15 protein-coding genes are annotated in these 20,930 nt (G+C 53.9%); 12 read left to right on the top strand and 3 right to left on the bottom strand.

Features of this window, described 5'->3' with window-relative positions:
• Window positions 1-354 precede the first annotated feature (354 nt).
• From L1F29_RS24985 to L1F29_RS24965, 5 genes are all read left to right on the top strand, one after another.
• Window positions 355-1,158, top strand: coding sequence for a hypothetical protein (locus L1F29_RS24985; protein ID WP_258384746.1), 804 nt, complete (start codon window positions 355-357; stop codon window positions 1,156-1,158).
• 103 nt (window positions 1,159-1,261) lie between these two features.
• Window positions 1,262-8,920, top strand: coding sequence for a WIAG-tail domain (locus L1F29_RS24980; protein WP_258384745.1), 7,659 nt, complete (start codon window positions 1,262-1,264; stop codon window positions 8,918-8,920).
• A gap of 233 nt (window positions 8,921-9,153) precedes the next feature.
• Entirely contained in the window at window positions 9,154-9,444 is a 291-nt protein-coding gene (locus L1F29_RS24975) for a nucleoside-diphosphate sugar epimerase (protein WP_258384744.1), read from the top strand.
• A gap of 29 nt (window positions 9,445-9,473) precedes the next feature.
• Window positions 9,474-9,800, top strand: coding sequence for an alpha-helical endospore appendage domain-containing protein (locus tag L1F29_RS24970; protein ID WP_258384743.1), 327 nt, complete (start codon window positions 9,474-9,476; stop codon window positions 9,798-9,800).
• A complete protein-coding gene (locus L1F29_RS24965; RefSeq protein ID WP_258384742.1) occupies window positions 9,797-10,075 on the top strand; it encodes a hypothetical protein in 279 nt (92 codons plus the stop codon). Before L1F29_RS24970 ends, L1F29_RS24965 begins: the two co-directional genes overlap by 4 nt.
• Here L1F29_RS24965 and L1F29_RS24960 read toward each other — a convergent pair.
• The gene (locus L1F29_RS24960) at window positions 10,066-11,343 is read right to left on the bottom strand and encodes an adenylosuccinate synthase (protein WP_258384741.1); all 1,278 of its coding nucleotides are present in this window, start codon (window positions 11,341-11,343) and stop codon (window positions 10,066-10,068) included. The two genes, L1F29_RS24965 and L1F29_RS24960, sit on opposite strands and share 10 nt — an antisense overlap.
• 108 nt (window positions 11,344-11,451) lie before the next feature.
• Here L1F29_RS24960 and L1F29_RS24955 point away from each other — a divergent pair, with 108 nt between their 5' ends.
• From L1F29_RS24955 to L1F29_RS24945, 3 genes are all read left to right on the top strand, one after another.
• On the top strand, window positions 11,452-12,360 hold the full coding sequence (locus L1F29_RS24955) for a LysR family transcriptional regulator (RefSeq protein ID WP_258384740.1): 909 nt from the start codon (window positions 11,452-11,454) through the stop codon (window positions 12,358-12,360).
• A 74-nt stretch (window positions 12,361-12,434) separates the two neighbouring features.
• A complete protein-coding gene (locus L1F29_RS24950) occupies window positions 12,435-13,265 on the top strand; it encodes a mechanosensitive ion channel family protein (protein WP_258384739.1) in 831 nt (276 codons plus the stop codon).
• Between the two features lie 185 nt (window positions 13,266-13,450).
• Window positions 13,451-13,828, top strand: coding sequence for a YmaF family protein (locus tag L1F29_RS24945; protein WP_258384738.1), 378 nt, complete (start codon window positions 13,451-13,453; stop codon window positions 13,826-13,828).
• A 229-nt stretch (window positions 13,829-14,057) separates the two neighbouring features.
• Here the strand turns inward: L1F29_RS24945 and L1F29_RS24940 are convergent, their stop codons facing one another.
• Together L1F29_RS24940 and L1F29_RS24935 are read right to left on the bottom strand one after the other, a co-directional pair.
• On the bottom strand, window positions 14,058-15,050 hold the full coding sequence (locus L1F29_RS24940; protein ID WP_309252337.1) for a ketoacyl-ACP synthase III: 993 nt from the start codon (window positions 15,048-15,050) through the stop codon (window positions 14,058-14,060).
• Between the two features lie 170 nt (window positions 15,051-15,220).
• Complete coding sequence (locus tag L1F29_RS24935) at window positions 15,221-16,303, bottom strand: YheC/YheD family endospore coat-associated protein (RefSeq protein ID WP_258384737.1); 1,083 nt, start codon at window positions 16,301-16,303, stop codon at window positions 15,221-15,223.
• A 174-nt stretch (window positions 16,304-16,477) separates the two neighbouring features.
• Between L1F29_RS24935 and L1F29_RS24930 the strand changes: the two genes are divergently transcribed.
• The 4 genes from L1F29_RS24930 to L1F29_RS24915 all read left to right on the top strand — a co-directional run bounded on the left by L1F29_RS24930 (window position 16,478) and on the right by L1F29_RS24915 (window position 20,919).
• On the top strand, window positions 16,478-17,566 hold the full coding sequence (locus L1F29_RS24930) for a phosphotransferase (protein ID WP_258384736.1): 1,089 nt from the start codon (window positions 16,478-16,480) through the stop codon (window positions 17,564-17,566).
• Between the two features lie 161 nt (window positions 17,567-17,727).
• Complete coding sequence (locus tag L1F29_RS34250; RefSeq protein ID WP_309252424.1) at window positions 17,728-18,909, top strand: glycosyltransferase family 4 protein; 1,182 nt, start codon at window positions 17,728-17,730, stop codon at window positions 18,907-18,909.
• Window positions 18,869-19,603 carry a WbqC family protein gene (locus tag L1F29_RS24920; RefSeq protein ID WP_258384735.1) on the top strand — a complete coding sequence of 245 codons (735 nt, stop codon included), beginning with the start codon at window positions 18,869-18,871 and terminating at the stop codon, window positions 19,601-19,603. Before L1F29_RS34250 ends, L1F29_RS24920 begins: the two co-directional genes overlap by 41 nt.
• 128 nt (window positions 19,604-19,731) lie before the next feature.
• Window positions 19,732-20,919 (top strand): phosphotransferase, encoded by a 1,188-nt coding sequence (locus tag L1F29_RS24915; protein WP_258384734.1) that lies wholly within the window; start codon window positions 19,732-19,734, stop codon window positions 20,917-20,919.
• Window positions 20,920-20,930: the final 11 nt, after the last annotated feature.

Raw genomic sequence — 20,930 nt, 5'->3', positions numbered from 1 at the left:
CGTCCGTACAGTTTGTACCGCATATGTGAGTCAAAGACACGGAATCTTCTGTGTCCTGTTAAAGAAATATACGCTTAATAGAATCAGCATTTACTAGAGTTTGGAAGAGAATCGGATTGAAAGCGATGAAGGGGCAGTCTCTTAGCCATTATGGATCAAGGGACTGCCCCTTCTTTTATACATCACATTGCAAAAACTTTTGCTGAACCGCAGCCGGAACCTCCTCACGGAAGAAAAACATCCGCTATGCAGGCGCGTACGAAAGTAATATTGACGCTGATAATCATTATCACTTAATATGGTCGTATAGAAACTTGCGAATTTAGACGAAACGAACAAGGAGTTGAATCACGAATGCTGCCCGATTCTTTCAAGAACTGGCAATCGCGCCCCAATCACTTTTCTTCTGTCAAGGTTCAAGCGGATCGTTCGCTCATTGCCGCATCTCTTGATCAGGGGATCTACCATATGTCCGAGCAGGGGGATTGGAGCAAGCTGTCGGAGGGATTGCCTGATCGGACGACCGTGAACCGGCTTCAGGTGATTAAAGGGCGCGTCTACGCCTGCACAAGTCAAGGACTGTATCGTCTGCATCGCAAACGTTGGCAGTATGCCGATATCAGTCAGCCCTGTTATCAATTCAAAGAAGAATGGAGATTCATATTCGTCGCCACGCAGAACGGTTTGATATACAAAGCGAAAGGCGACTGGCAGTTGTCCGCCTTTGAGAACGCCGTCGTATACGATTTCCTGTTCACTCCGCAATATTTGTACATCGCTCTCGACAAAGGCATAGCGATGTATGACCGTTTAACGGATCGCTGGGCCACATTCGAGCTGAAGGTCGGCGTTACGAGTCTGGCGGCGGAGCGAGATCGCCTTGTCGGTTCCGGCGAGAAAGGCGAACTGATCGTGAGCAATGGCCAAGGCGGATTCGAGACGATTCAATTCGGCGGCATTTTTGTATTTGCGGTAGCAACGAAAGCGCAGCACGTCTATGTTTGCACGGATAAAGGTCTATTCCGGCTCGGATCGCTGCACGGCCGAATAACGTTGTTCTCTATAAAAGCCGGGGTCCCTGTTACGGATATTGACTGGCACGGTACGGATTTATACATGGCTACACTTTCCAAAGGAATTCAAACGATGCGGGAATAGCTTTTCTTCACTTTTTGCTATAAAGGTTAACTCTCTAAGTGACCTGCCCATGGGTAAATGCATATGATACCTATGACATTTCAGGTGGAAGAAGGAGAGGGCTATGGCGAAGAGCAGGAAAGGGAAGAGCCCCAAAGGGCGAAAGCCGTTATTCTACGTAGATAATCCGAATACTTCGGAATTGAAATGGCTTGACGAAGTGAAAAGGAAGAGTGCTGGAGCGGCTCCAACAACCGGACAGACTGCATCCAAGAATGCGGGACACGTCAATGAAAAGAAAATCGTACATGTCAATGCAGCAACGCCTGCGCCTGTATTGGAGCCCGAGCAGAAGGTAGAGACGAGTAAGAATGTGCATGAACAGATTGCCAACGAGTTCCATATCCATAGGCAGATGCAATTTGAACGGGTTCGAGCTGTTCAATCAGATGCGCCGAGCGAATCCATAATCATGACGACCGGTGAGAACAGCCCGACTGTTCAACAGGCAGAAGCTGCCGCCCAAGCGGAACCAGTGGAGGCGATCATCGAAGCCGAAATCGAAGCTGAAGCTGAGGCCGAAGCCAAAATCGAAACCAACATCGAAGCCGAAGCCGAAACAGAAATTGTAGCCGAGATTAAGGCTGAAACAGAAATTGAAGTCGAGGTCGAGACTGAAACAGAAATTGAAGCCGAGGCCGAAATCGAAGCTGACACTGCAACTGAAGCTGAAAGCGAAGAGCAGTCAACAGATCGGTTAGAGCAGTTATTGAGAGCCGATCGCGCAAGCAGGGAGGAACGGGCGGTTGAGCGGCGCATACCGGATCGTCCTATCCCGTTCGTGTACACCGACGATCTTGCTGACAAATCGGTCACTTTTGAGAAAATCGCTCCAGGCGCCGTTGATACGACGAGGCTTCGCAATGGAGCGGTTGTTACGCAGACGATTGCGGACTTTGCTGTGGAAAGCATTAAAATAGCGGATCGGTCCGTAACAGGGAAGAAAATTGCCGAAGAGACCATTACGGGGGAGCACCTGGCTCGTAATGCAATCTCCGGCGCTAAAATTCGTGACCGCTCGATCACGGGAGATAAGCTGCGCGACGGCAGTGTTAGTTCGGATAAGCTTGCCGACCGGACGATTAGCGGCGATAAATTTGCGGAAAACTCGATTGAAGCAAAGCATCTGAAGCCGTTTATCATTACGACGGATCTTCTCGAGGACCAGTCGATTACGTCAAGCAAGCTGAAGAGCGGTACCATCCGTTCCGAAAATATCGCTAATGACGCCATAAACACCTCCAAGCTGGAGGACGGCTCGGTAACGCATTCCAAGCTTCGGGATCAATCGGTAACGGGCGAGAAGATCGCTCAGGGGGCAATCGATGCGGTACATTTGAAGCCAGGACTTCTGCTGGCTGAGCATGTGGCTGCGGGAGTGCTGTTGGGAAAGCATTTGGCCCCAGGCGAAATCTCCGCCGAACATTTGGAGGAAGGCGCGGTCGGAGCAAGAGAGCTGGGTCCCTCATCCGTGGGGCAGGAGGCGCTCAAGGAAGGAGCAGTCGGCTCCGCACAGCTGCAGGAAGGGGCCGTAAAAGGAAGTCATCTCGCAAGAAATGAAATCGGCACTGAGCATATAGCCGATGGAGCTATATCTTCAACCAAAATCGCGGATTCGGCCGTTTCTACGATCAAGCTGGTCGATCATGCGGTAACGTCATCAAAGATTGCCGACCAAAGCGTCAATGCATCGAAGCTGGCGGATGAATCCGTGCAGAGCAGACATTTGGGACGTTTTAGCATCGGTGCGGATAAAGTGGCCGACGGAAGCATCGTAGCAAGGCATCTCACGGCGGGGGTAATCAGCTCGGTGAATTTGACGGATCGAAGCGTGCAGACTGCTCATCTGGCAGATAACGCGGTTAACGGAAGCAAGCTTGAGGCACATGCGGTCCGGCAGGTTCACATCAGCGGAGCGTCGGTTGGAGAAAAGGAGCTTGCAGATGCGGCAGTGACGGTCGGCAAGCTGGCCGATTCGAGCGTTACAGGCAGGAAGCTGGCGGAGCTTTCGGTAGAAACAAAGCATTTGACGGACGAATCGGTCACATTTGATAAAATTGCTCCTGATGCGGTTCGAGCCTTCCATCTGTCTGCCGAATCGGTAACGGAAGAATCGATCTCGCCGGAAGCCGTCGCTACCGAGCATCTCCAGCCCGGCCTTATTCAGGCGAAGCATGTTTCGAAGGGAGCGATCGCGACAAGCGCCATTCAGGATGATGCCGTTAAGTCGCAGAAGATATCCGCGGGTGCAGTCAATGAACGCCATCTTGCCTCTGGAATCATTCAATCCCACCATATGGCCGACCATGTTGTAACCTCGCTGAAGCTCTCTCCGGAGAGCGTCTCGACGGATAAATTGACCGATGGGGCGATAACGCACGCGAAGCTCGCCGATAGCAGCGTAACAGAGAAGAAACTGGCTGTTCAATCGGTAACCAGCGAGCATCTGTCATCGTTCGCGGTGAATAGCAATCATATTGCAGAAGGGTCTGTGGATTCTTGGCATTTGAATGAAGGCATCGTGGAAGCGAAGCATCTTGCAGAAGACGCCGTGAAAGCAGAAGCGATCGCGGCAGGTGCCGTGAGCGGCGAGAAAATTGCCGATGGCGCTGTAACCGGGCGGCATCTTATGGATGAATCGGTCGGAGGCCAGCATATTCAGGTGCAATCCGTATTAGGTATTCACCTTGCTCCTGGCAGCTTGCATGAGGAGCATTTATGCGATGGTATCGTGACGCGCGAGAAGCTGGCAGATAGCAGCGTTGGCAGCGCTCAGCTTATAGCGGGCTCGGTAAGCGCTTCTGCGCTGCAGCCTGGTGCCGTCGGTGCGGAGCAAGTGGGCGAGGGTGCAATCGGGGAAATCCATCTGGGCAAAAACGCAGTCGGGTCGAAACATCTGCAGCCGGATAGCGTGAATCAAACACATCTATCCAACAGCGCAGTAAGTACCGAGCAGATCGCTGAACATGCGGTAACATCCGATAAGCTGGCACCTTTGTCAGTGAGCGGAGAGCATATCATGCTGGAGACGCTTGTCGGGAAGCATCTGAAGGCGGAGGCCATCCAAGGGTACCATATTCGCAAAGGCTCGATCACGCAAGCGCATCTTGCGAGTGAATGGTTCTCGTTCGATAAAGCGCCGGATGCCATTATACAGGGCAGCAAAGTAAAGCCAGGAACGATCGAAACAGCCCAAATCGCAAAAGGTGCGGTAACGAATGTGAAGCTGGCTGCAGGGGCGGTAAACGAGAAAGTGCTGAGCGATGGATCGGTGACGGGCGTAAAGCTGGCTGCCGGAGCGGTAAACGAGAAGACGCTGAGCGACGGAGCTGTGACGGGCGCCAAGCTGGCTGTTGGCGCGGTAGGTGAAGAAGCGCTGAGCGATGGAGCCGTGACGAGCGCGAAGCTGGCTGCAGGGGCGGTAGGCGGGAAAGCGCTGAGCGATGGATCGGTGACGAGCGCGAAGCTGGCTGCAGGGGCGGTAAACGAGAAAGCGCTGAGTGACGGATCGGTAACGAGCTCGAAGCTGATCACGGGAGCGGTAGGAAGCGATGCGCTGAGCGACGGTGCTGTGACGGGCGCCAAGCTGGCTGCCGGGGCGGTAGGCGAGAAAGCGCTGAGCGACGGAGCGGTGACGGCCGCGAAGCTGGCTGCCGGGGCGGTAGGCGAGAAAACGCTGAGTAACGGATCGGTGACGAGTGCGAAGCTGGCTGCCGGTGCGGTAAGCGAGAAAGCGCTGAGCGATGGGGCTGTAACGGGCGCCAAGCTGGCTGCCGGTGCGGTAAGCGAGAAAATGCTGAGTGACGGTTCGGTAACGGGCGCGAAGCTGGCAGCCGGTGCAGTAAGCGAGAAAACGCTGAGTGACGGTTCGGTAACGGGCGCGAAGCTGGCTGAGGGTGCGGTAAGCGAGAAAGCGCTGAGCGATGGATCGGTGACGAGCGCGAAGCTGGCAGCCGGCGCGGTAGGCAAGAAAGCGCTGGGCGATGGATCAGTAACGGGAGCGAAGCTGGCTGCGGGCGCGGTAGGCGAGTATGCGTTGAGCGACGGAGCTGTGACGGGTGCGAAGCTGGTTGTCGGCGCGGTAGGCGAGGATGCGCTGCGCGACGGCGCCGTGACGGGAGCGAAGCTGGCTATCGGCGCGGTAGGCGAGAAAGCGCTGAGCGACGGATCGGTAACGGGATCGAAGCTGGCTGCGGGTGCGGTAGGCGAAGAAGCGCTGAGCGACGAAGCCGTGACAGGCGCGAAGCTGGCTGCGGGCGCGGTAGGTGAAGAAGCGCTGAGCGACGGAGCCGTGACAGGCGCGAAGCTGGCTGCGGGCGCGGTAGGTGAAGAAGCGCTGAGCGACGGAGTGGTGACGGGATCGAAGCTGGCTGCGGGCGCGGTAGGCGAGAAAGCGCTGAGCGACGGAGCGGTGACGGGATCGAAGCTGGCTGCGGGTGCGGTAAGCGAGGATGCGCTGAGCGACGGAGCGGTGACGGGATCGAAGCTGGCTGCGGGTGCGGTAAGCGAGAAAGCGCTGAGCGACGGAGCTGTGACGGGAGCGAAACTGATCGCGGGCGCGGTAAGTGAAGAAGCGCTGAGTGACGGATCGGTGACGAGTGCGAAGCTGGCTGCGGGAGCAGTAGGCAAGAAAGCGCTGAGCGACGGATCGGTGACGAGCGCGAAGCTGGCTGCGGGTGCGGTAAGTGAGGATAAGCTGAGTGACGGAGCCGTGACGGGAGCGAAGCTAGCTGTTGGCGCGGTAGGCGAGAAAGCGCTGAGCGACGGATCGGTAACGGGAGCGAAGCTGGCTGCGGGCGCGGTAGGCGTGGATGCATTGAGTGACGGGGCGGTGACGGGAGTAAAGCTGGCTGCGGGCGCGGTAAGCGAGGAAGCGCTAAGTGACGGCGCGGTGACGAGTGCGAAGCTGGCCGCGGGTGCGGTAGGCGAGGATGTATTGAACGATGGATCAGTAACGGGCGCCAAGCTCGCTGTCGGTGCGGTAGGTGAAGAAGCGCTGAGCGATGGATCGGTAACGGGAGCGAAGCTGGCTGCGGGCGCGGTAGGTGAAGAAGCGCTGAGCGATGGATCGGTAACGAGCGCGAAGCTGGCTGCCGGAGCGGTAGGCGAGGATGCGCTGAGCGACGAGGCTGTGACGGGAGCGAAGTTGGCAGCCGGCGCGGTAGGCGAGAAAGCGCTGAGCGATGGATCGATAACGGGCACGAAGCTAGCTGCCGGAGCGGTAGGCAAGAAAGCGCTGAGCGACGGAGCTGTGACGAGCACGAAAATAGCTCCAGGCGCGGTAGGCGAGGAAGCGCTGAGCAACGGAGTTGTGACGGGTGCGAAGCTGGCTGCGGGCGCAGTAGGCGAGGATGAGCTGAGCTACGGAGCTGTGACAAGCACGAAGCTGACTATCGGCGCGGTAGGGGAGAAAGCGCTGAGTGACGGAGCTGTGACGGGAGCGAAGCTGGCTGCGGGCGCGGTAGGCGAGAAAGCGCTGAGCGATGAATCGGTAACGGGCGCAAAGCTGGCTGCGGGTGCGGTAAGCGAGAAAGCGCTGAGCGATGGCTCGGTAACGAGCACGAAACTGGCTGCGGGCGCGGTAAGTGAAGAAGCGCTGAGCGACGGAGCTGTGACGGGAGCAAAGCTGTCTGTCGGTGCGGTGGGTGAAGAAGCGCTAAGCGATGGAGCTGTGACGGGCGCGAAGCTGGCAGCGGGCGCGGTAGGCGAAGAAACGCTGAGCGATGGAGTCGTGACGGCCGCAAAGCTGTCTGTCGGTGCGGTAGGTGAAGAAGCGCTAAACGACGGTGCTGTGACGGGTACGAAGCTGGCAGCGGCCGCGGTAGGTAAAGAAGCGCTAAGCGACGGAGCTGTGACGGGCGCGAAGCTGGCAGCGGGCGCGGTAGGTGAAGAAGCGCTAAGCGACGGAGCTGTGACGGGCGCGAAGCTGGCAGCGGGCGCGGTAGGTGAAGAAGCGCTAAGCGACGGAGCTGTGACGGGCGCGAAGCTGTCTGTCGGTGCGGTAGGTGAAGAAGCGCTGAGCGACGGCTCAGTAACGAGCGCGAAGCTGGTCGCGGGATCGATAGGGACGGAAGCATTGAGCGACGGCTCGGTAACGAGCGCGAAGCTGGTCGCGGGATCGGTAGGAAGCGAAGCGCTGAGCGACGGCTCGATAACGAGCGCGAAGCTGGTCGCGGGATCGGTAGGAACGGAAGCGCTGAGCGACGGGGCCGTAACGAGCGCAAAGCTGGTCGCGGGATCGGTAGGAACAGAAGCGCTGATCGACGGGGTCGTGACGAGCGCAAAGCTGGTTAGCGGATCAGTAGGAAGTGAAGCATTGAGCGACGGCTCGGTAACGAGCGCGAAGCTGGTCGCGGGATCGGTAGGAACGGAAGCATTGAGCGACGGGGCCGTGACGAGCGCGAAACTGGTCGCCGGATCAGTAGGAAGCGAAGCATTGAGTGACGGCTCGGTAACGAGCGCGAAGCTGGTCGCCGGATCGGTAGGAACGGAAGTGCTGAGTGACGGGGCCGTGACGAGCGCGAAGCTGTTCGCTGGATCAGTAGGAAGCGAAGCGTTGAGCGACGGCTCGGTAACGAGCGCGAAGCTGGTCGCAGGATCGGTAGGAACGGAAGCGTTGAGCGACGGAGCAGTGACGAGCGCGAAGCTGGTCGCCGGATCAGTAGGAAGCGAAGCATTGAGCGACGGCTCGGTAACGAGCGCGAAGCTGGTCGCGGGATCGGTAGGAAGCGAAGCGCTGAGCGACGGTGCCGTGACGAGCGCCAAGCTGGTCGCGGGCGCGGTAGGAACGGAAGCGCTGAGTGACGGTGCCGTGACGAGCGCCAAGCTGGTCGCGGGATCGGTAGGAACGGAAGCCTTGAGTGACGGCTCGGTAACGAGCGCGAAGCTGGTCACGGGATCGGTAGGAAGCAAAGCGCTGAGCGACGGAGCCGTGACGAGCACGAAGCTGGTCGCCGGATCGGTAGGAACGGATGCGCTGAGCAACGGCTCGGTGACGAGCGCGAAGCTGGCTGCCGGAGCGGTAGGCGATGAAGCACTGAGTATCGGCTCGGTGACGAGAGCGAAGCTGGCATGGGGCGCGGTTAGTACGGGAGCGTTGAGTGACGGCTCGGTGACGAGCGCGAAGCTAGCCGCGGGTGCGGTAGGCGAAGAAGCGCTGAGTGACGGCGCGGTAACGGGAGCGAAGCTGGCTGCGGGCGCGGTTACGGCCGACAAGCTGGCTCCAGGCCTGCTGGATCAGCAGTCGCTGCAGTCCGGAGGCGTATGCGAAGTTCATTTGGCCGAAGGTGTGGTCACCGCAGGGAAAATCGCGGAAGGTGCCGTAACCGCTGATAAGATTGCGCCGGGCTCCATCACCTCAGATCATTTGGCGCCAGATGTATTGGCCGGTTCCTTCCGTACAATCAGTTTGCAGGATGGAAGCATAGATGCCGGCAAACTTGATTTTGCCCCTGTCCGCACAACGAAATCCTCTGCAATGCAGCAGTTTGGGTTGGTGCCGTACGATTTCCAAGGCCACGGCGAGCAGATCGAAGTGAGCGTATTTTTCGATGAACCGTTCGCAAATGATACGTTCGCGATTGTTGCCACCACCGATCATCCGTCCTGTTATGCAGTCATTAAGGAGAAGACTGCTGCAGGCGCCCAAATCATCATCGTCCGGACGCGGATTAGTCCAGAACCTAAAGGCATTCTCAACTGGATTGCTATCGGAACCCAGTAGCTTCTTAATTGAACCTCTTTGGCACGTGCGATAAAGCACGGACCGAAGAGGTTCTTTCTGATGACTGTGTGATGGCTCGGCAATCGAAAACCGTCTTAGCCTTGCGAATGGGGACGGCGCGAGCTTGGCGAAATCGCCTTTCCAGCCCGAGACGCGGTGTCGTCTGCCAAGGTACCATACAGTATCATACCGACTTGTCGCGCATATGCTGGTATAAGCGGGGAGGGACTTTCTTGACACAGCATATTGTAACGGAATTGATTGAACATATGTCGCATTCGCATGAACATATGGCGAATGTTCTGGAGGCCAAACGTCATGTTGCGGTGCGGATGGCGCAGATGGTGAACGCCCTGCCGGATCAACATCCAGAGTTCGGGGGGATGGGCGGATTGATGGAAAGCTCGCATGCGGTAACGAATAGCGTCGTCTCTTACTTGAACAGCATTGCAGAGCTTCAAGAAACGATTGCAGAAACGATCAAATCGATTATGAAAGAGCTTAGTGAAGAGGAAGAAGAGTAGGGCGGGGGAAAAGGGAGGAAGATGCGGCCATGAGTCGGGAGACGGCATATGCACGAATGCTGGATGCCTCCGCCAAGCTGCAGCAGAACGTGGCAATGATTCTGGAGGCGAAGGCGACCGAAGCGGAGAAGGTTCGGAACTGGCTCTGCAACCATGTTACGCCGGATGCTTATCAGGAGCAGCAAGCGCATCTGAAAGATACGCTTGGCGTACACGAGCAGTTAATTGAGGTCATCGACGGTCTGGCCAAACTTAACCAAGGAATGGCAAACGTTCTGAAAGCAGTGCTGCGTCATGATCAGGAGGATAGCAGCAGCGGATTCGGCAACATGGATTTTGGGGAACCCACCCAATGAGCCTAGTCGTAAAGGAATGGGAAGCGCGCATTGAATTGATCCGTTCCATTGCCCAAAGCCAGCAGGCGATGGCACGGATCTTAGATAGCGTAGCGGATATCTCCGAGTATTCGCCGGAAATGGCGAAGTCGGTTCGTGAGAATGTACGGTCGCTGACGGCGATGCAGCTGTCGATGACGGAGACGGTCGTCGGCATAAGGATGCGTCGCCCTCAGCAAGGAATTCCCGCCAAACCGTGGCTGTTAAAAGGCGCCGACGTATCGCCTTACCGCTGAATGAGCTGATCCCGCTCCGGTCCGACCGATATATAACGGATCGGTACGCCGATTCGCCGTTCCAGCTCAAGGACATAACGCTGTGCGCTCGGCGGCAAATCCTCGAAGCGCCTGATGTGCGAGATGGCTGTTTTCCAGCCGGGAAGGGTCTTGAATACGGGTTTTGCCTTCTCAAGGCGGGAAGACACGGGGAACCTATCGGTCACGTCGTCTTCAATATCGTAGGCGGTGCAAATCGGGATATCATCCAAATAGCCAAGTACGTCCAAGTTGGTCAGCACAGCTTCAGTTGCGCCCTGCAGCTTGCAGCCGTAAGCGGTCGCGACCGCATCGAACCAACCCATCCGACGAGGCCTGCCCGTCGTTGCCCCAAATTCGCCGGCGTCTCCGCCTCGGATCCGGAGCTCATCCGCGGCGCTGCCGGTGATTTCCGTCGTGAAAGGCCCTTCTCCCACCGCGCTTGAGTACGCTTTAATTACGGCCACAACCCGATCGATCGAGCCGGGGGGCAGCCCGGCACCGACCGAGGCGAAGCCGGCCAGCGTCGATGACGATGTGGAATAAGGATAGATGCCGTGATCCGGATCGCGAAGCGCGCCAAGCTGCCCCTCCGCCACAATCCGCTCCCCCCGTTTCAACGCTTCGTGCATCAGCGTCGTTGTATCGCATAATAACGGCTTTAGCCGCTCGGCTTGCGAGAGCAGTTCCAGGGTGATAGCTTCGGCTGAAAAGGGAGGTTTCCCATATAGATGAACAGCCAGTATATTCTTGGTTTCTAGAGCGGCTATGACCCGCTTGCACAATCGGTCTTCGTCATGCAAATCGCCTGCTTGAATGCCGAGCTTTACATATTTGTCCGCATAGAATGGCGCGATCCCCGCTTTGGTCGATCCGAATTTGCGGTCCCCGAGCCGTTCCTCTTCCCATTCGTCCAGCTGCTTGTGGTAAGGAAGTACGAGCTGAGCCCGGTCCGAGACGCGCAATATCGGCTCCGGAACGCCGCGCGTCCTCAATTCATCCAGTTCACGGAACAAGTCTTCCATATTGAGTGCCACTCCCGGTCCGATCACGTTCGTTACATTCGGATGAAATACTCCGGACGGCAGCAGGTGCAGCGCGAATTTGCCGTAATCGTTAATAATCGTATGCCCCGCATTGCTGCCGCCTTGAAAACGGACGACGTATTCCGCCTCGCCTGCGAAGACGTCGGTCATTTTACCTTTTCCCTCGTCGCCCCAATTCGCCCCGACAATCGCTGTTACGCCCATTCGTTAAGCCTCCTATTTGAAATGTGCTTCCTATTCTGATTATAATGATTGTAATAATATTAATATAATTAATGTTATTCATATCTATCATAAAGGTGGTTTATGTGGATGGCGCGCCCCGTTCAAAACTTGGAGCTGTACCGCGTCTTTTATTATACGGCCATGACCGGAAGCTTGACTAAAGCGGCGGACGAGCTGTTCATTACGCAGCCTGCCGTCACTCATTCGATCAAGCAGCTGGAGGGGCGCTTGGGCGGCAGACTGTTTTTCCGTACGCCCAAGGGGGTCAAGCTGACTCTTGAAGGTGAAGCGCTCTTTCACTATATCGATCAGGCGTACCAGTTGATCCTTAACGGGGAGCGAAAAATGGCCGAGATGCATGATCTGCTGGATGGCGAGATCCGGATCGGGGCGGGTGACACGCTTTGCAAGCATGTTCTTTTGCCCTGTCTAGGCGACTTTCACAAAGCCTATCCGGCGATAAGCTTGCATGTGACGAATCGGACGACGCCGGAGACGATGGCGTTATTGAAAGAAGGGAAGATCGATGTAGGCATCATTAATCTGCCGTTCGCGGCGGACAAGCAGGTAAACGTTGTCGAAACGATCGACCTGCACGATTGTTTCGTAGCAGGGGAGACTTACCGGGAGCCGGTGCTAGGAGCCATCTCGTGGGAGGAGCTTGCGGAACGGCCGTTAATGATGCTGGAACGCGGCAGCAACACAAGAGCTTATGTCGATGCGATCGCCGAGAAGCACGGCGTGCGGCTCAAACCGGAGGTTGAGCTTGGCAGCCTCGATCTTCTTGCCGATTTTGCCAAAGCGGGACTTGGCATCGCTTGCGTTGTTCGCGGTTTCGTGGCCCATGATATCTCCGCAGGACTGCTGCAAGAGGTGAAACTGTCGCAGCCGATACCGCCGCGGAAAGCCGGAATCGTCACCTTGAAGGACTCGCCGCTGCCCGCGGCCGCGAACCGGTTTATCCATATGCTGATTGAAGGGTTTGCCGTGAGATAGATCGGAGTTGTTGATTTATTCTGTGTTTGAGTATTTTAGGATAAATGAGCTAACATGCAGGGAGAGGAAGTTACGTGGCGGATTGGATGGGAAAAGAATTTTGGATCGACGGGCTTAAACTTATTGCCAGTAAATCGGTTATCCTGATTATTATCGTTCTGGCAACAGGGCTGGCTCTGAAATTGAGGAAGACAGCCATCAGGCGGCTGTTCGTTCTGACGCGTCTTGGCTCGAAGCAGCGGGATACGCTGGAATCGCTTCTATTGTCGTTTACGAAGTATGTGTTATTCATCGTTGCGGCGCTCATGTGTCTGAGCAACATTGGCGTTCAAGTCGGACCCATCATTGCGGGAGCGGGTGTTCTTGGGCTTGCCGTAGGCTTCGGAGCCCAAACGCTTGTCAAGGATTTTATTACAGGATTCTTTATTATATTTGAAGATCAATTCTCGGTCGGTGACTACGTCACGATCAATAACGGCCAAATTAACGGAACGGTGATGAGCGTCGGCCTGCGTGCGACGAAGATTCGTACTTGGGCGCAGCATGTGGTCGTCATTCAAAACTCGGAAATCAGAGTGAGCCAGAACTATAACCGGGAAAGAATGCGTGCAATCGTCAACGTGTCCATCCCGTTTGATACGGATCCGTCGGTGATCGAACAAGCGGTGCAAGCCATTTCCGTTCGTCTGATCGAGACGATGCCGCACCTGTTCTTGACGGATCCGGATGGCGTGCCTGTGGAGCCCCCGAAGCTGTACGGGCTTGCCGAAATGGAGAACAATCAGCTCGGCGCCAAGTATACCGTAACCTGTCTCGTCAAGGATGAGTATTATTGGACGGCCGGACGGGAGCTGCGCAAGGCGCTCGTCCAAGAACTGAGGTCGCGGGACGTTGCGATTGCATAGCCCCCGCCCAATGCTGCGGACGGCACGGAAGCAATGAATAGCTGATGTGCTTCCGCGCGTCAGTTCATTGCGGAATCGATGCGTTCATCCCCGGTTCTTTCGCCTTTGCGAACATCATTTGTCCAAACCATACCGTGATCATTTGCATACTCTGTCACTATCACTGTATGGAAGGGTTGATATGGATGGTGAAAATTTCACAAGGAGAAGGCGGGCCCGTACAATTCAGACATCGGATGGAAGGCTTGACCTCGCTGGTACAAGGACACCGACATTCGTTTGGAAACTTAACGGATTTAGTCATCCCCGAGGACGGCAGACACCGCCACACCTTTCGGGGAATCACGACCACAGCCGATGGACACCGTCACACCTATACCGGACAAACGGGTCTTAATATCGGCACCGGGCCAAACCATTTTCACAGGTTCCGCATTATGACGAATGTTGCCGATGGCCATCGCCACATCATTACCGGAAGAACTACGGGAGTCATCCGGCTTGGAACCACAGTCGGCCACAGATTGATTATTGAGAAAATCGAGAGACAGCGTGTAAAGTAAACGCTGCGGCTGCAGCAAGCGGCAAGTCCGAAAAGAAGAAGCCCCCAAGCCGTGTGGCAGGGGGCTTCTTTGCATGCAGATCATTAAAGCGCCGGGACGATTCCAAGGCTGTGCCTTATAGCAGACGAAATGGCCTTACATTGCGGCGGAATCTGTCTGGCGGTACCGCTCGAGGAAGCGGACATCGCTAAACGGATCTGTATGTTGAAGCCGCCTCGGCGGTGCTGACCTAGAGCGTCCAACGCATCAACAAGCCGGCTTCCGTCAAACCGCCGCCGAAACCGTAGAGCAGTACGAGGTCGCCTGGCTTGATTCGGCCGTCCTTCATGGCCAGATCGAGCGCGAGCGGTATGGAGGCTGCCGATGTGTTCCCATACTCAGCAATGCTTGACAGCGTCTTCTCGATGGGAATGCCTGTCTTATCGCACACGGAGTCGATAATTCGCATGTTGGCGCTATGCGGAACAAACCAATCCAAATCCGCGGCGGTATAGCCGTAACGTTGCAGAATCGCAGAAATGCCCTTAGGCAATTGACTGACCGCCCATTTATACACTTCTCTCCCGTTCTGGATGATTTTCCCGTTTGCCGTGATCGGCATCCCTAGTATGGAAGGAGATAAACTGGAGCGATAAAGCTGATGTCCGCTCTCGCCCGTAGTCGAAACATGCGACCCGAGAAAAGCACCTTCTTGAGTTCTCTCCAATAGCGCCGCACCTGCTCCATCACCAAATAAAATGCATGTCGTACGGTCGGTATAGTCGGTTACCTTAGTGAGTGTTTCCGCGCCAATGACTAATATCTTCCGATGAGCTCCTGTCAGCAGCAGGCCGTTTGCCAGCTGCAGGGCGGTGACGAATCCGGCGCATGCGGCTTGAATATCGGCTGCGCCGCACGCTTCGATGCCGAATTCGGCTTGAACTCGCGAGGACATGCTCGGGAAGAACGTATCCGGAGTCGATGTCGCGACTAGAATGAAATCCACATCCGTCAATACAGATCCGAAACGGGCTTGCATGTCGCGAACGGCGGCAAAGCACAGGTCGCTGCAAAACTCGCCTTCGGAGGCGACCCGCCGTTCGTGAATACCGGTCCGCTGGACAATCCATTCATCGCTTGTATCGACGATTCGCTCCAGATCGGCATTGCTCAAGATGCGCTGCGGCACATAAGCTCCGAAAGCCGTGATGCTGGCATGGGACAAATATTGCGGTTCCTGCATGGGGAGCAGCTCCTTTACGATTAGGTATTGGTATCAGGTATTAGTACCAGATTCTAATACCACTACATTACATCAAATTGATGATGCTGTCAAAGGCCGCTGCTATTATTTAATCGTCATGAAGCTATTCATGATGTATCTAATCTTATGGGTAGACGGGAAATCGGTTGTCAGCCAGGAGGCACGTTCCCATCCATCAAAAAACGTGCAAATCCGATCGGATTCGTATAGGTCGCTTTCCACGCCTCCGGCATATTTCCTTTTTGAAAGCTGTAGCGCAGATCTCTCCCATTGCATTCCACAAAAAGAGGATAACCGCTGTTCGTAAGGCCAATGTCGAATCCAACATCCGCAAGGTGAGCCAAATGACCGCTTAAATGCCGGGCGGCATGCAAACAGAAACGCTCAATATCGTCTCGTACCTGCTCCGCTCTCAACGCAGGATATTGCCGCAATATTTCTTCTAATCGATAGACGGTTCCACCTTGCGCTACATTGGTAATAAATGCGTTCTTGGCCGCCACCTTAACGGCGATCCCCGTCATTGTCCAATCGCCCGTATGAGAGCGCTGGACGGACACGCGAAGGTCAAACGGGCAGCCGTTATAGGTTGCGAGCGGAAGCCGCTGCTGCACAATATACTTTTCCCGGCTCAGCTTCCGCTGCAAGAATGAAGGGATCCGGTCTGCGAAACGGAGCTTTCTCCATAAACCGCGGGAACGGTACGCAAGCTGCCACCCGGCTCCGGAACGGTCCAGCTTCATGACTCCGCGGCCGATGCTGCTGTTGTCCGGTTTCAGGATGAGCGAGTCGTACAGCGACATCATTTCCTTCAGGGAGTCCGGTGTCACGGCAGCTGTACCGGGGATATGCGGCCGCAATAATTCATCTTCCATCAGCAGATTGTGGATGTGGAGTTTACCGTACCGGTTCCGGCCATTAAACACCTGAATGCCCGATTGAGCCAGCTCTTTCATTCGTTTGTTCGGGCCTGTACGGGTGTATATTGCACGGTTATGGATGACTTCCGGAATCGCCAGCTGTTGTCGGATATAGCCCCCGTATGTTTTGACATATGCGTTAACGGTACGATGCTGCAAACGAATATCCTGCAGACGGAAGAAACACGGAGTCAGTCCGTACAGGCGCCCTGCTTCTTCATAGAATCGTATCTCCTCATGCCGGGGGCGGCCGGAAGGGATTCCTTTATACACGGATGAATTGACCAGTATGCCTACAAATCGCCTTTCCAAAGCATCAACAGTCCTTCCGAAGTTTCTGTTCTTCCAATTAGACTATGAAATCATGCGTCTTCCCGGTTGGACGAATGAATGATAGGTATATTTGTCTCCCAAGGTGCAATAACCATCTCATATTTGCCGCTTCAACATAGAATAGTACAAAGGCGGGAAAGGGGATGAGGGTCCATGGGCCGAGCTAGAGAAATCACCCAAAGATTCATTCGCAGAAAATGGCGCAAGATGCAGTTTGCCGATGCATTCAAGCCGATCTTCGACGGGGAAATAACATTAAACCATCGAAATATGAAGTGCTTGAAGGATACCTACAAAAGCAGCATCTGGAAGCTTGAAATCAAAGCCGGTCACAAAAGTTTGCCCGTCGTTCTCAAAATTTCGAAGCAATTAAGAAGATCGCGTCCGGAAAGCACCGTTGAACGAAATATATACCGCAAAGCAAGAAAACTGCTGCAGCCGTTCATGCCGCAAATTTATCTGACCAAACGCAACGTCAATGGCCATGATTTATGGGTATTCATGGAATACATTGAACCTGTGCGAGGGCAGATTGAGTATAACCCGGATCACTTTAAAAAAATCATTCCAACGTTAGCAAAACTCCATGCCGCCACAAGGAACGAAAAGTTTATGCGTCATGAAAAAACGTTTGCGGATTGGCTTCCGCGATACGATTCCAAGAGCATGCATGCCGAACGAGTCCAAATGAACAAATCAACGCTCCATTATCTTGATGAAGCCATGAAGAAACCCAATCTAAAAGCAATCCTGGAGCCGTATTATACCCTTCTGAAGAAAGTGCTGAAAGATGGTCCGGAATATCTTCCAGAGGTGGTCGAGGCAGGGCTCAGTATCGTTCACGGCGATTTGCACACGGCCAATATGGCCTGTCACGATGTGAAGGAGAAGCCATGGCAGGTTAAGTTTATCGACTGGGAGGGCGCCAAGTTCGCCCCGTGCTGGTATGACCTCGTCTATCTGATCGGCGTTTTCTTGGCGTACCGGAGAGAGTGGAAGGATGAAGAAGAAGCGATAACCCGCCGCTCCGTCAGCCTGTATGCCGCCGAGATGAGGAAGCATGGCGTTGTGTTCAAGACCGACCCTATGAAGCTCTATCAGATGGCCTATTTGAAACGTATCCTGGAAAGAGGCTTATATTTGCAATTAAGCTGGGCCGTCACGGGGCAAAAAGAAGCGAAGCTGCTGAAGGTTTATTTGGAAAAAGTCAAAGTTTTGGGAAAGCAATTTGGATTATACTAGCGTCCAGAATAGCTTCATTCGTGCAGTCATGCTATAACGACAAACCCACATGCCGATTCCATCGCGTAATGCGGGTTTTTTATTGTAAGTGATAGGAGGAGAACGCTGTGAAAGTATTGATCGCAACGAAATGTGCCTATCCTCCAAGAGGCGGGGTGGGAATGTATATCAAAGAGCTGAAGAAAGGGCTTGAACAGAACGGGCATCAAGTAGACATATTAGCCAGACATAAAGATAAATACTGCATCACGAGGTCGGATCGTCAGCACCCGCTTAACAGCAAAAAGTCCGATAGAAGAGGCATCCCATACTTGCCGGCAGGCTGGGGGGGAGAACAGGTACAGAAATATGAAAAGAAAATACGAGATAAGGCCATAAAGATTTTTAATGCGGTTCAAAGTGTTGATCTGAGTCAATACCAAATCATACATGCGCAGGACATTGTATCCGCCAGTGTGTTGATGTCTTGCAAGCCCCAGTCTACACCTCTCGTTTTGACTTTGCATAGCTGCGTTACGGCCGAGTATTCCTCGGAATGGAGGATCTTATCTTCCTTCGAATCCGAAGTCATTCGACAAAGCAAATGGACAATCGTCCCTTCAAAATGGCTCATGCGCGTGTACGAAAAGTGCCGGATCCCGACTGGGAGCATGAAGGTCATTCCTAATGGAATCGATGTCCCGGTCTTTCAGAATCTAATGAACGAGAAGACAGGGCTGAAGAGCCCGCCGAACAAAACAATCATTATATGTACGGGACGGCTGTCGGAAGATAAGGGACAGCGTTATTTGCTGGACGCCTTGGCACGGGTGAAAAAGAATCGGATCGATTGGGTTTGCTGGATCGTGGGAAGCGGGAACGAAGAAAAAGATTTAAAAAAACAATCCAAACGGCTAGGGCTGAGCGGAATGGTCCAATTTTTAGGATGGCGCAGCGACATTCCCGCCCTTCTAAAACAAGCCCATATTGTAGTCATCCCGAGCCTCGAGGATAACTATCCTTATTCGTTGGTAGAAGCGCAGGCTGCTGGCAAATCGATAATCGCTTCCAGGGTTGGAGGGATTACCGAAATGGTGAAACACGGAAAGAATGGTCTTCTGGTTCCCGCAGGCGACAGCAAGAAGCTTTACAGGCAGATTAAGGTGCTATTGAAAGACCCGGATTTGCAAGAACGTTTGGGCAAAGGAGCCAAGGTTTGGGGAACGACTCATTGTTCGCTTGATACCATGATGAAACAAGTCATGGTTGTCTATAACAAGGCTTTGAAGTCAAAGTCAGAAGCGTTATTGCGGAGGAAAGGAAGTGAAGCAGGTGTTGAAGAAGATTTGCATATACCAACCTAATGTTTTTCCGCCGCTTCACTATTTTAACCGTATTATGAACAGCGATATGTGGGTAATGCTCGATGACGTTCAGATTAACAGGAAGGTGGGACAAACCCGCTTTTCGTTGAAAATCAACGGAGATAAGCATGTCAGGACTGTGCCGCTCTTAGGAGGGAATCGGATCAAAATCAATGAAGCGGCCATTACCTATCAGGAAGACTGGATCGCCAAGCTTCAAAAGACGTTTGACCATGCCTATGCACGAAGCCCTTATTTTGAAATGGTGCGATCGATAGTGTTTAATTACATTGATCTTCATCAACGGATGAATACGGGCTTTCATCTATTTTGCGAACAATTTACGATTGACATGTTGCGAATGCTAGGATGGCAAGGCAGCGTAATAAGCTCAACGGGTATGACTCGCGATTCAAGAGCGTCCGAGCGCATGGCAGAGATCGTACATGATCTGAATGGAACTCATTATGTATGTGGAGGTGAAGGATTCAGACAGTACGTTGAACTGGACCATTTCCGGCGTCGAAGCCTCTCGGTTATCGTTCAAGACTGGCGATGCCCGGAGTACCCGCAAAGCAAAGGGAAGTTTGTGCCGAATCTATCCATATTGGACCTTATTGCTAATGTAGGCCTAAACGGAGCAAAAGAATTGCTTGTTTCAGGAGGAACCGCCGGCTGGAGAGCGTACAGCTAACCGATCGTGAGAGAAGGCCGCCCGTATAGTATGTTCCTGAAATCTGGAGCCCTGATCCCATTTTATTGTCACGTTTGCGGGTTGCATCATATGATAAGGAAGGAATCTTGAGTGGAGGATTAGGATATATGGCGAATGCATACGATCCCGGCGGTTATAAGCAGGGCCGCGCAGATGGATTCAATAAGGGGAAGCAAGACGGATATAAGAAAGGGATCGAGGATGCGCAAGCTGCATCCAACAATCCGCCTCTGAATGAGATTAGTCTGAAGTGGCGGGAATTCCAATGGGCCGATAAATTTGCAGCCCAGTTTGGTGATTCCGTCACATTGAACGACCAGAGCATGGAATGCTTGAAAGAAACGGTGAAAAGCACGATCTGGAAGCTGGAGATAAAAGTAAAGCAGCAGTCCTCCCCCATCATCCTTAAAATGTTCAAGGCCCCGGTTGAAGATCAAGATCTGATTGAGTTGAACATGTACCGTAAAGCAAGCGGCATTCTGGCGGATGTGATGCCTACCATTTATTTGATTCAAGAAGGAATGAGCGGTGACGACGTCTGGGTGTTCATGGAGTATGTCCCTCAATTAAAGGGTCAGGTTATTTTCACGCCGGATCACTTTGACCGCATTATTCCTTCCTTGGCGAAGCTTCATGCCCAAACTTATAATGACGGCTTCTACAAGCACTGGGATTTGTTCGCAGATTGGCTTCCGCGTTACGATTCGGAAAAAACGTCCCTCGAACGTCAGAAGACGCACAAGGAAACGCTTGCATACTTGGATATAGCGATGGAGCGTCCGGAGATCGAGCAGCGGTTGGAATCCAGCTACGATCTGCTGCGCGGCATACTAAAAAAGAAAGGGCCGATTTATTTTCCGGAGCTCATTCAAGCAGGGAAAAGCATTATTCACAATGATCTGCAGACGCCGAATATGGGCTGCGGCAATGTGGGGGAAGCCGACTGGACGATTAAATTTATCGATTGGGAAGGCGCCCGCTTCGCTCCTTGCTGGTTTGACATGTTTAATTTAATGGGCGTGTTTTTTGCTTACCGGAAGGACTGGCGAAGTGACGAGGAATCGGTCATCCATCGCTGCTCGCATTTATATGCCGCAGAGATGCTCAAATACGGGATCCGGTTCGACGGAGATCCGGTCAGGCTATATAAAATGGCATATTTGCAGCGGGTATTGGAACGCAGCTTGTATTTGCAGCTTCACTGGGCGGTAGAAGGGCAGAAGCCGGCTTTTTTATTGGACGGTTATTTGGAGAAAATCAAGGTCTGGGGCAAGGAGCTCGGATTGCATTCATGATTAACCGGGCT

Source organism: Paenibacillus spongiae (assembly GCF_024734895.1).
GTDB lineage: Bacteria > Bacillota > Bacilli > Paenibacillales > Paenibacillaceae > Paenibacillus_Z > Paenibacillus_Z spongiae.
The sequence above is the reverse complement of the archived record's forward strand: the minus strand, read 5'-3'. Positions and strand labels throughout refer to the sequence as shown.

What these genes read in the sequence shown, in the direction of transcription:
- L1F29_RS24940 (WP_309252337.1), bottom strand. Translation starts at nt 15,050, where the DNA reads ATGCAGGAACCGCAATATTTGTCCCATGCCAGCATCACGGCTTTCGGA.
- L1F29_RS24980 (WP_258384745.1), top strand. Translation starts at nt 1,262, where the DNA reads ATGGCGAAGAGCAGGAAAGGGAAGAGCCCCAAAGGGCGAAAGCCGTTA.
- L1F29_RS24960 (WP_258384741.1), bottom strand. Translation starts at nt 11,343, where the DNA reads ATGGGCGTAACAGCGATTGTCGGGGCGAATTGGGGCGACGAGGGAAAA.
- L1F29_RS24915 (WP_258384734.1), top strand. Translation starts at nt 19,732, where the DNA reads ATGGCGAATGCATACGATCCCGGCGGTTATAAGCAGGGCCGCGCAGAT.
- L1F29_RS34250 (WP_309252424.1), top strand. Translation starts at nt 17,728, where the DNA reads ATGTATATCAAAGAGCTGAAGAAAGGGCTTGAACAGAACGGGCATCAA.
- L1F29_RS24970 (WP_258384743.1), top strand. Translation starts at nt 9,474, where the DNA reads ATGAGTCGGGAGACGGCATATGCACGAATGCTGGATGCCTCCGCCAAG.
- L1F29_RS24945 (WP_258384738.1), top strand. Translation starts at nt 13,451, where the DNA reads ATGGTGAAAATTTCACAAGGAGAAGGCGGGCCCGTACAATTCAGACAT.
- L1F29_RS24965 (WP_258384742.1), top strand. Translation starts at nt 9,797, where the DNA reads ATGAGCCTAGTCGTAAAGGAATGGGAAGCGCGCATTGAATTGATCCGT.
- L1F29_RS24930 (WP_258384736.1), top strand. Translation starts at nt 16,478, where the DNA reads ATGGGCCGAGCTAGAGAAATCACCCAAAGATTCATTCGCAGAAAATGG.
- L1F29_RS24955 (WP_258384740.1), top strand. Translation starts at nt 11,452, where the DNA reads ATGGCGCGCCCCGTTCAAAACTTGGAGCTGTACCGCGTCTTTTATTAT.
- L1F29_RS24985 (WP_258384746.1), top strand. Translation starts at nt 355, where the DNA reads ATGCTGCCCGATTCTTTCAAGAACTGGCAATCGCGCCCCAATCACTTT.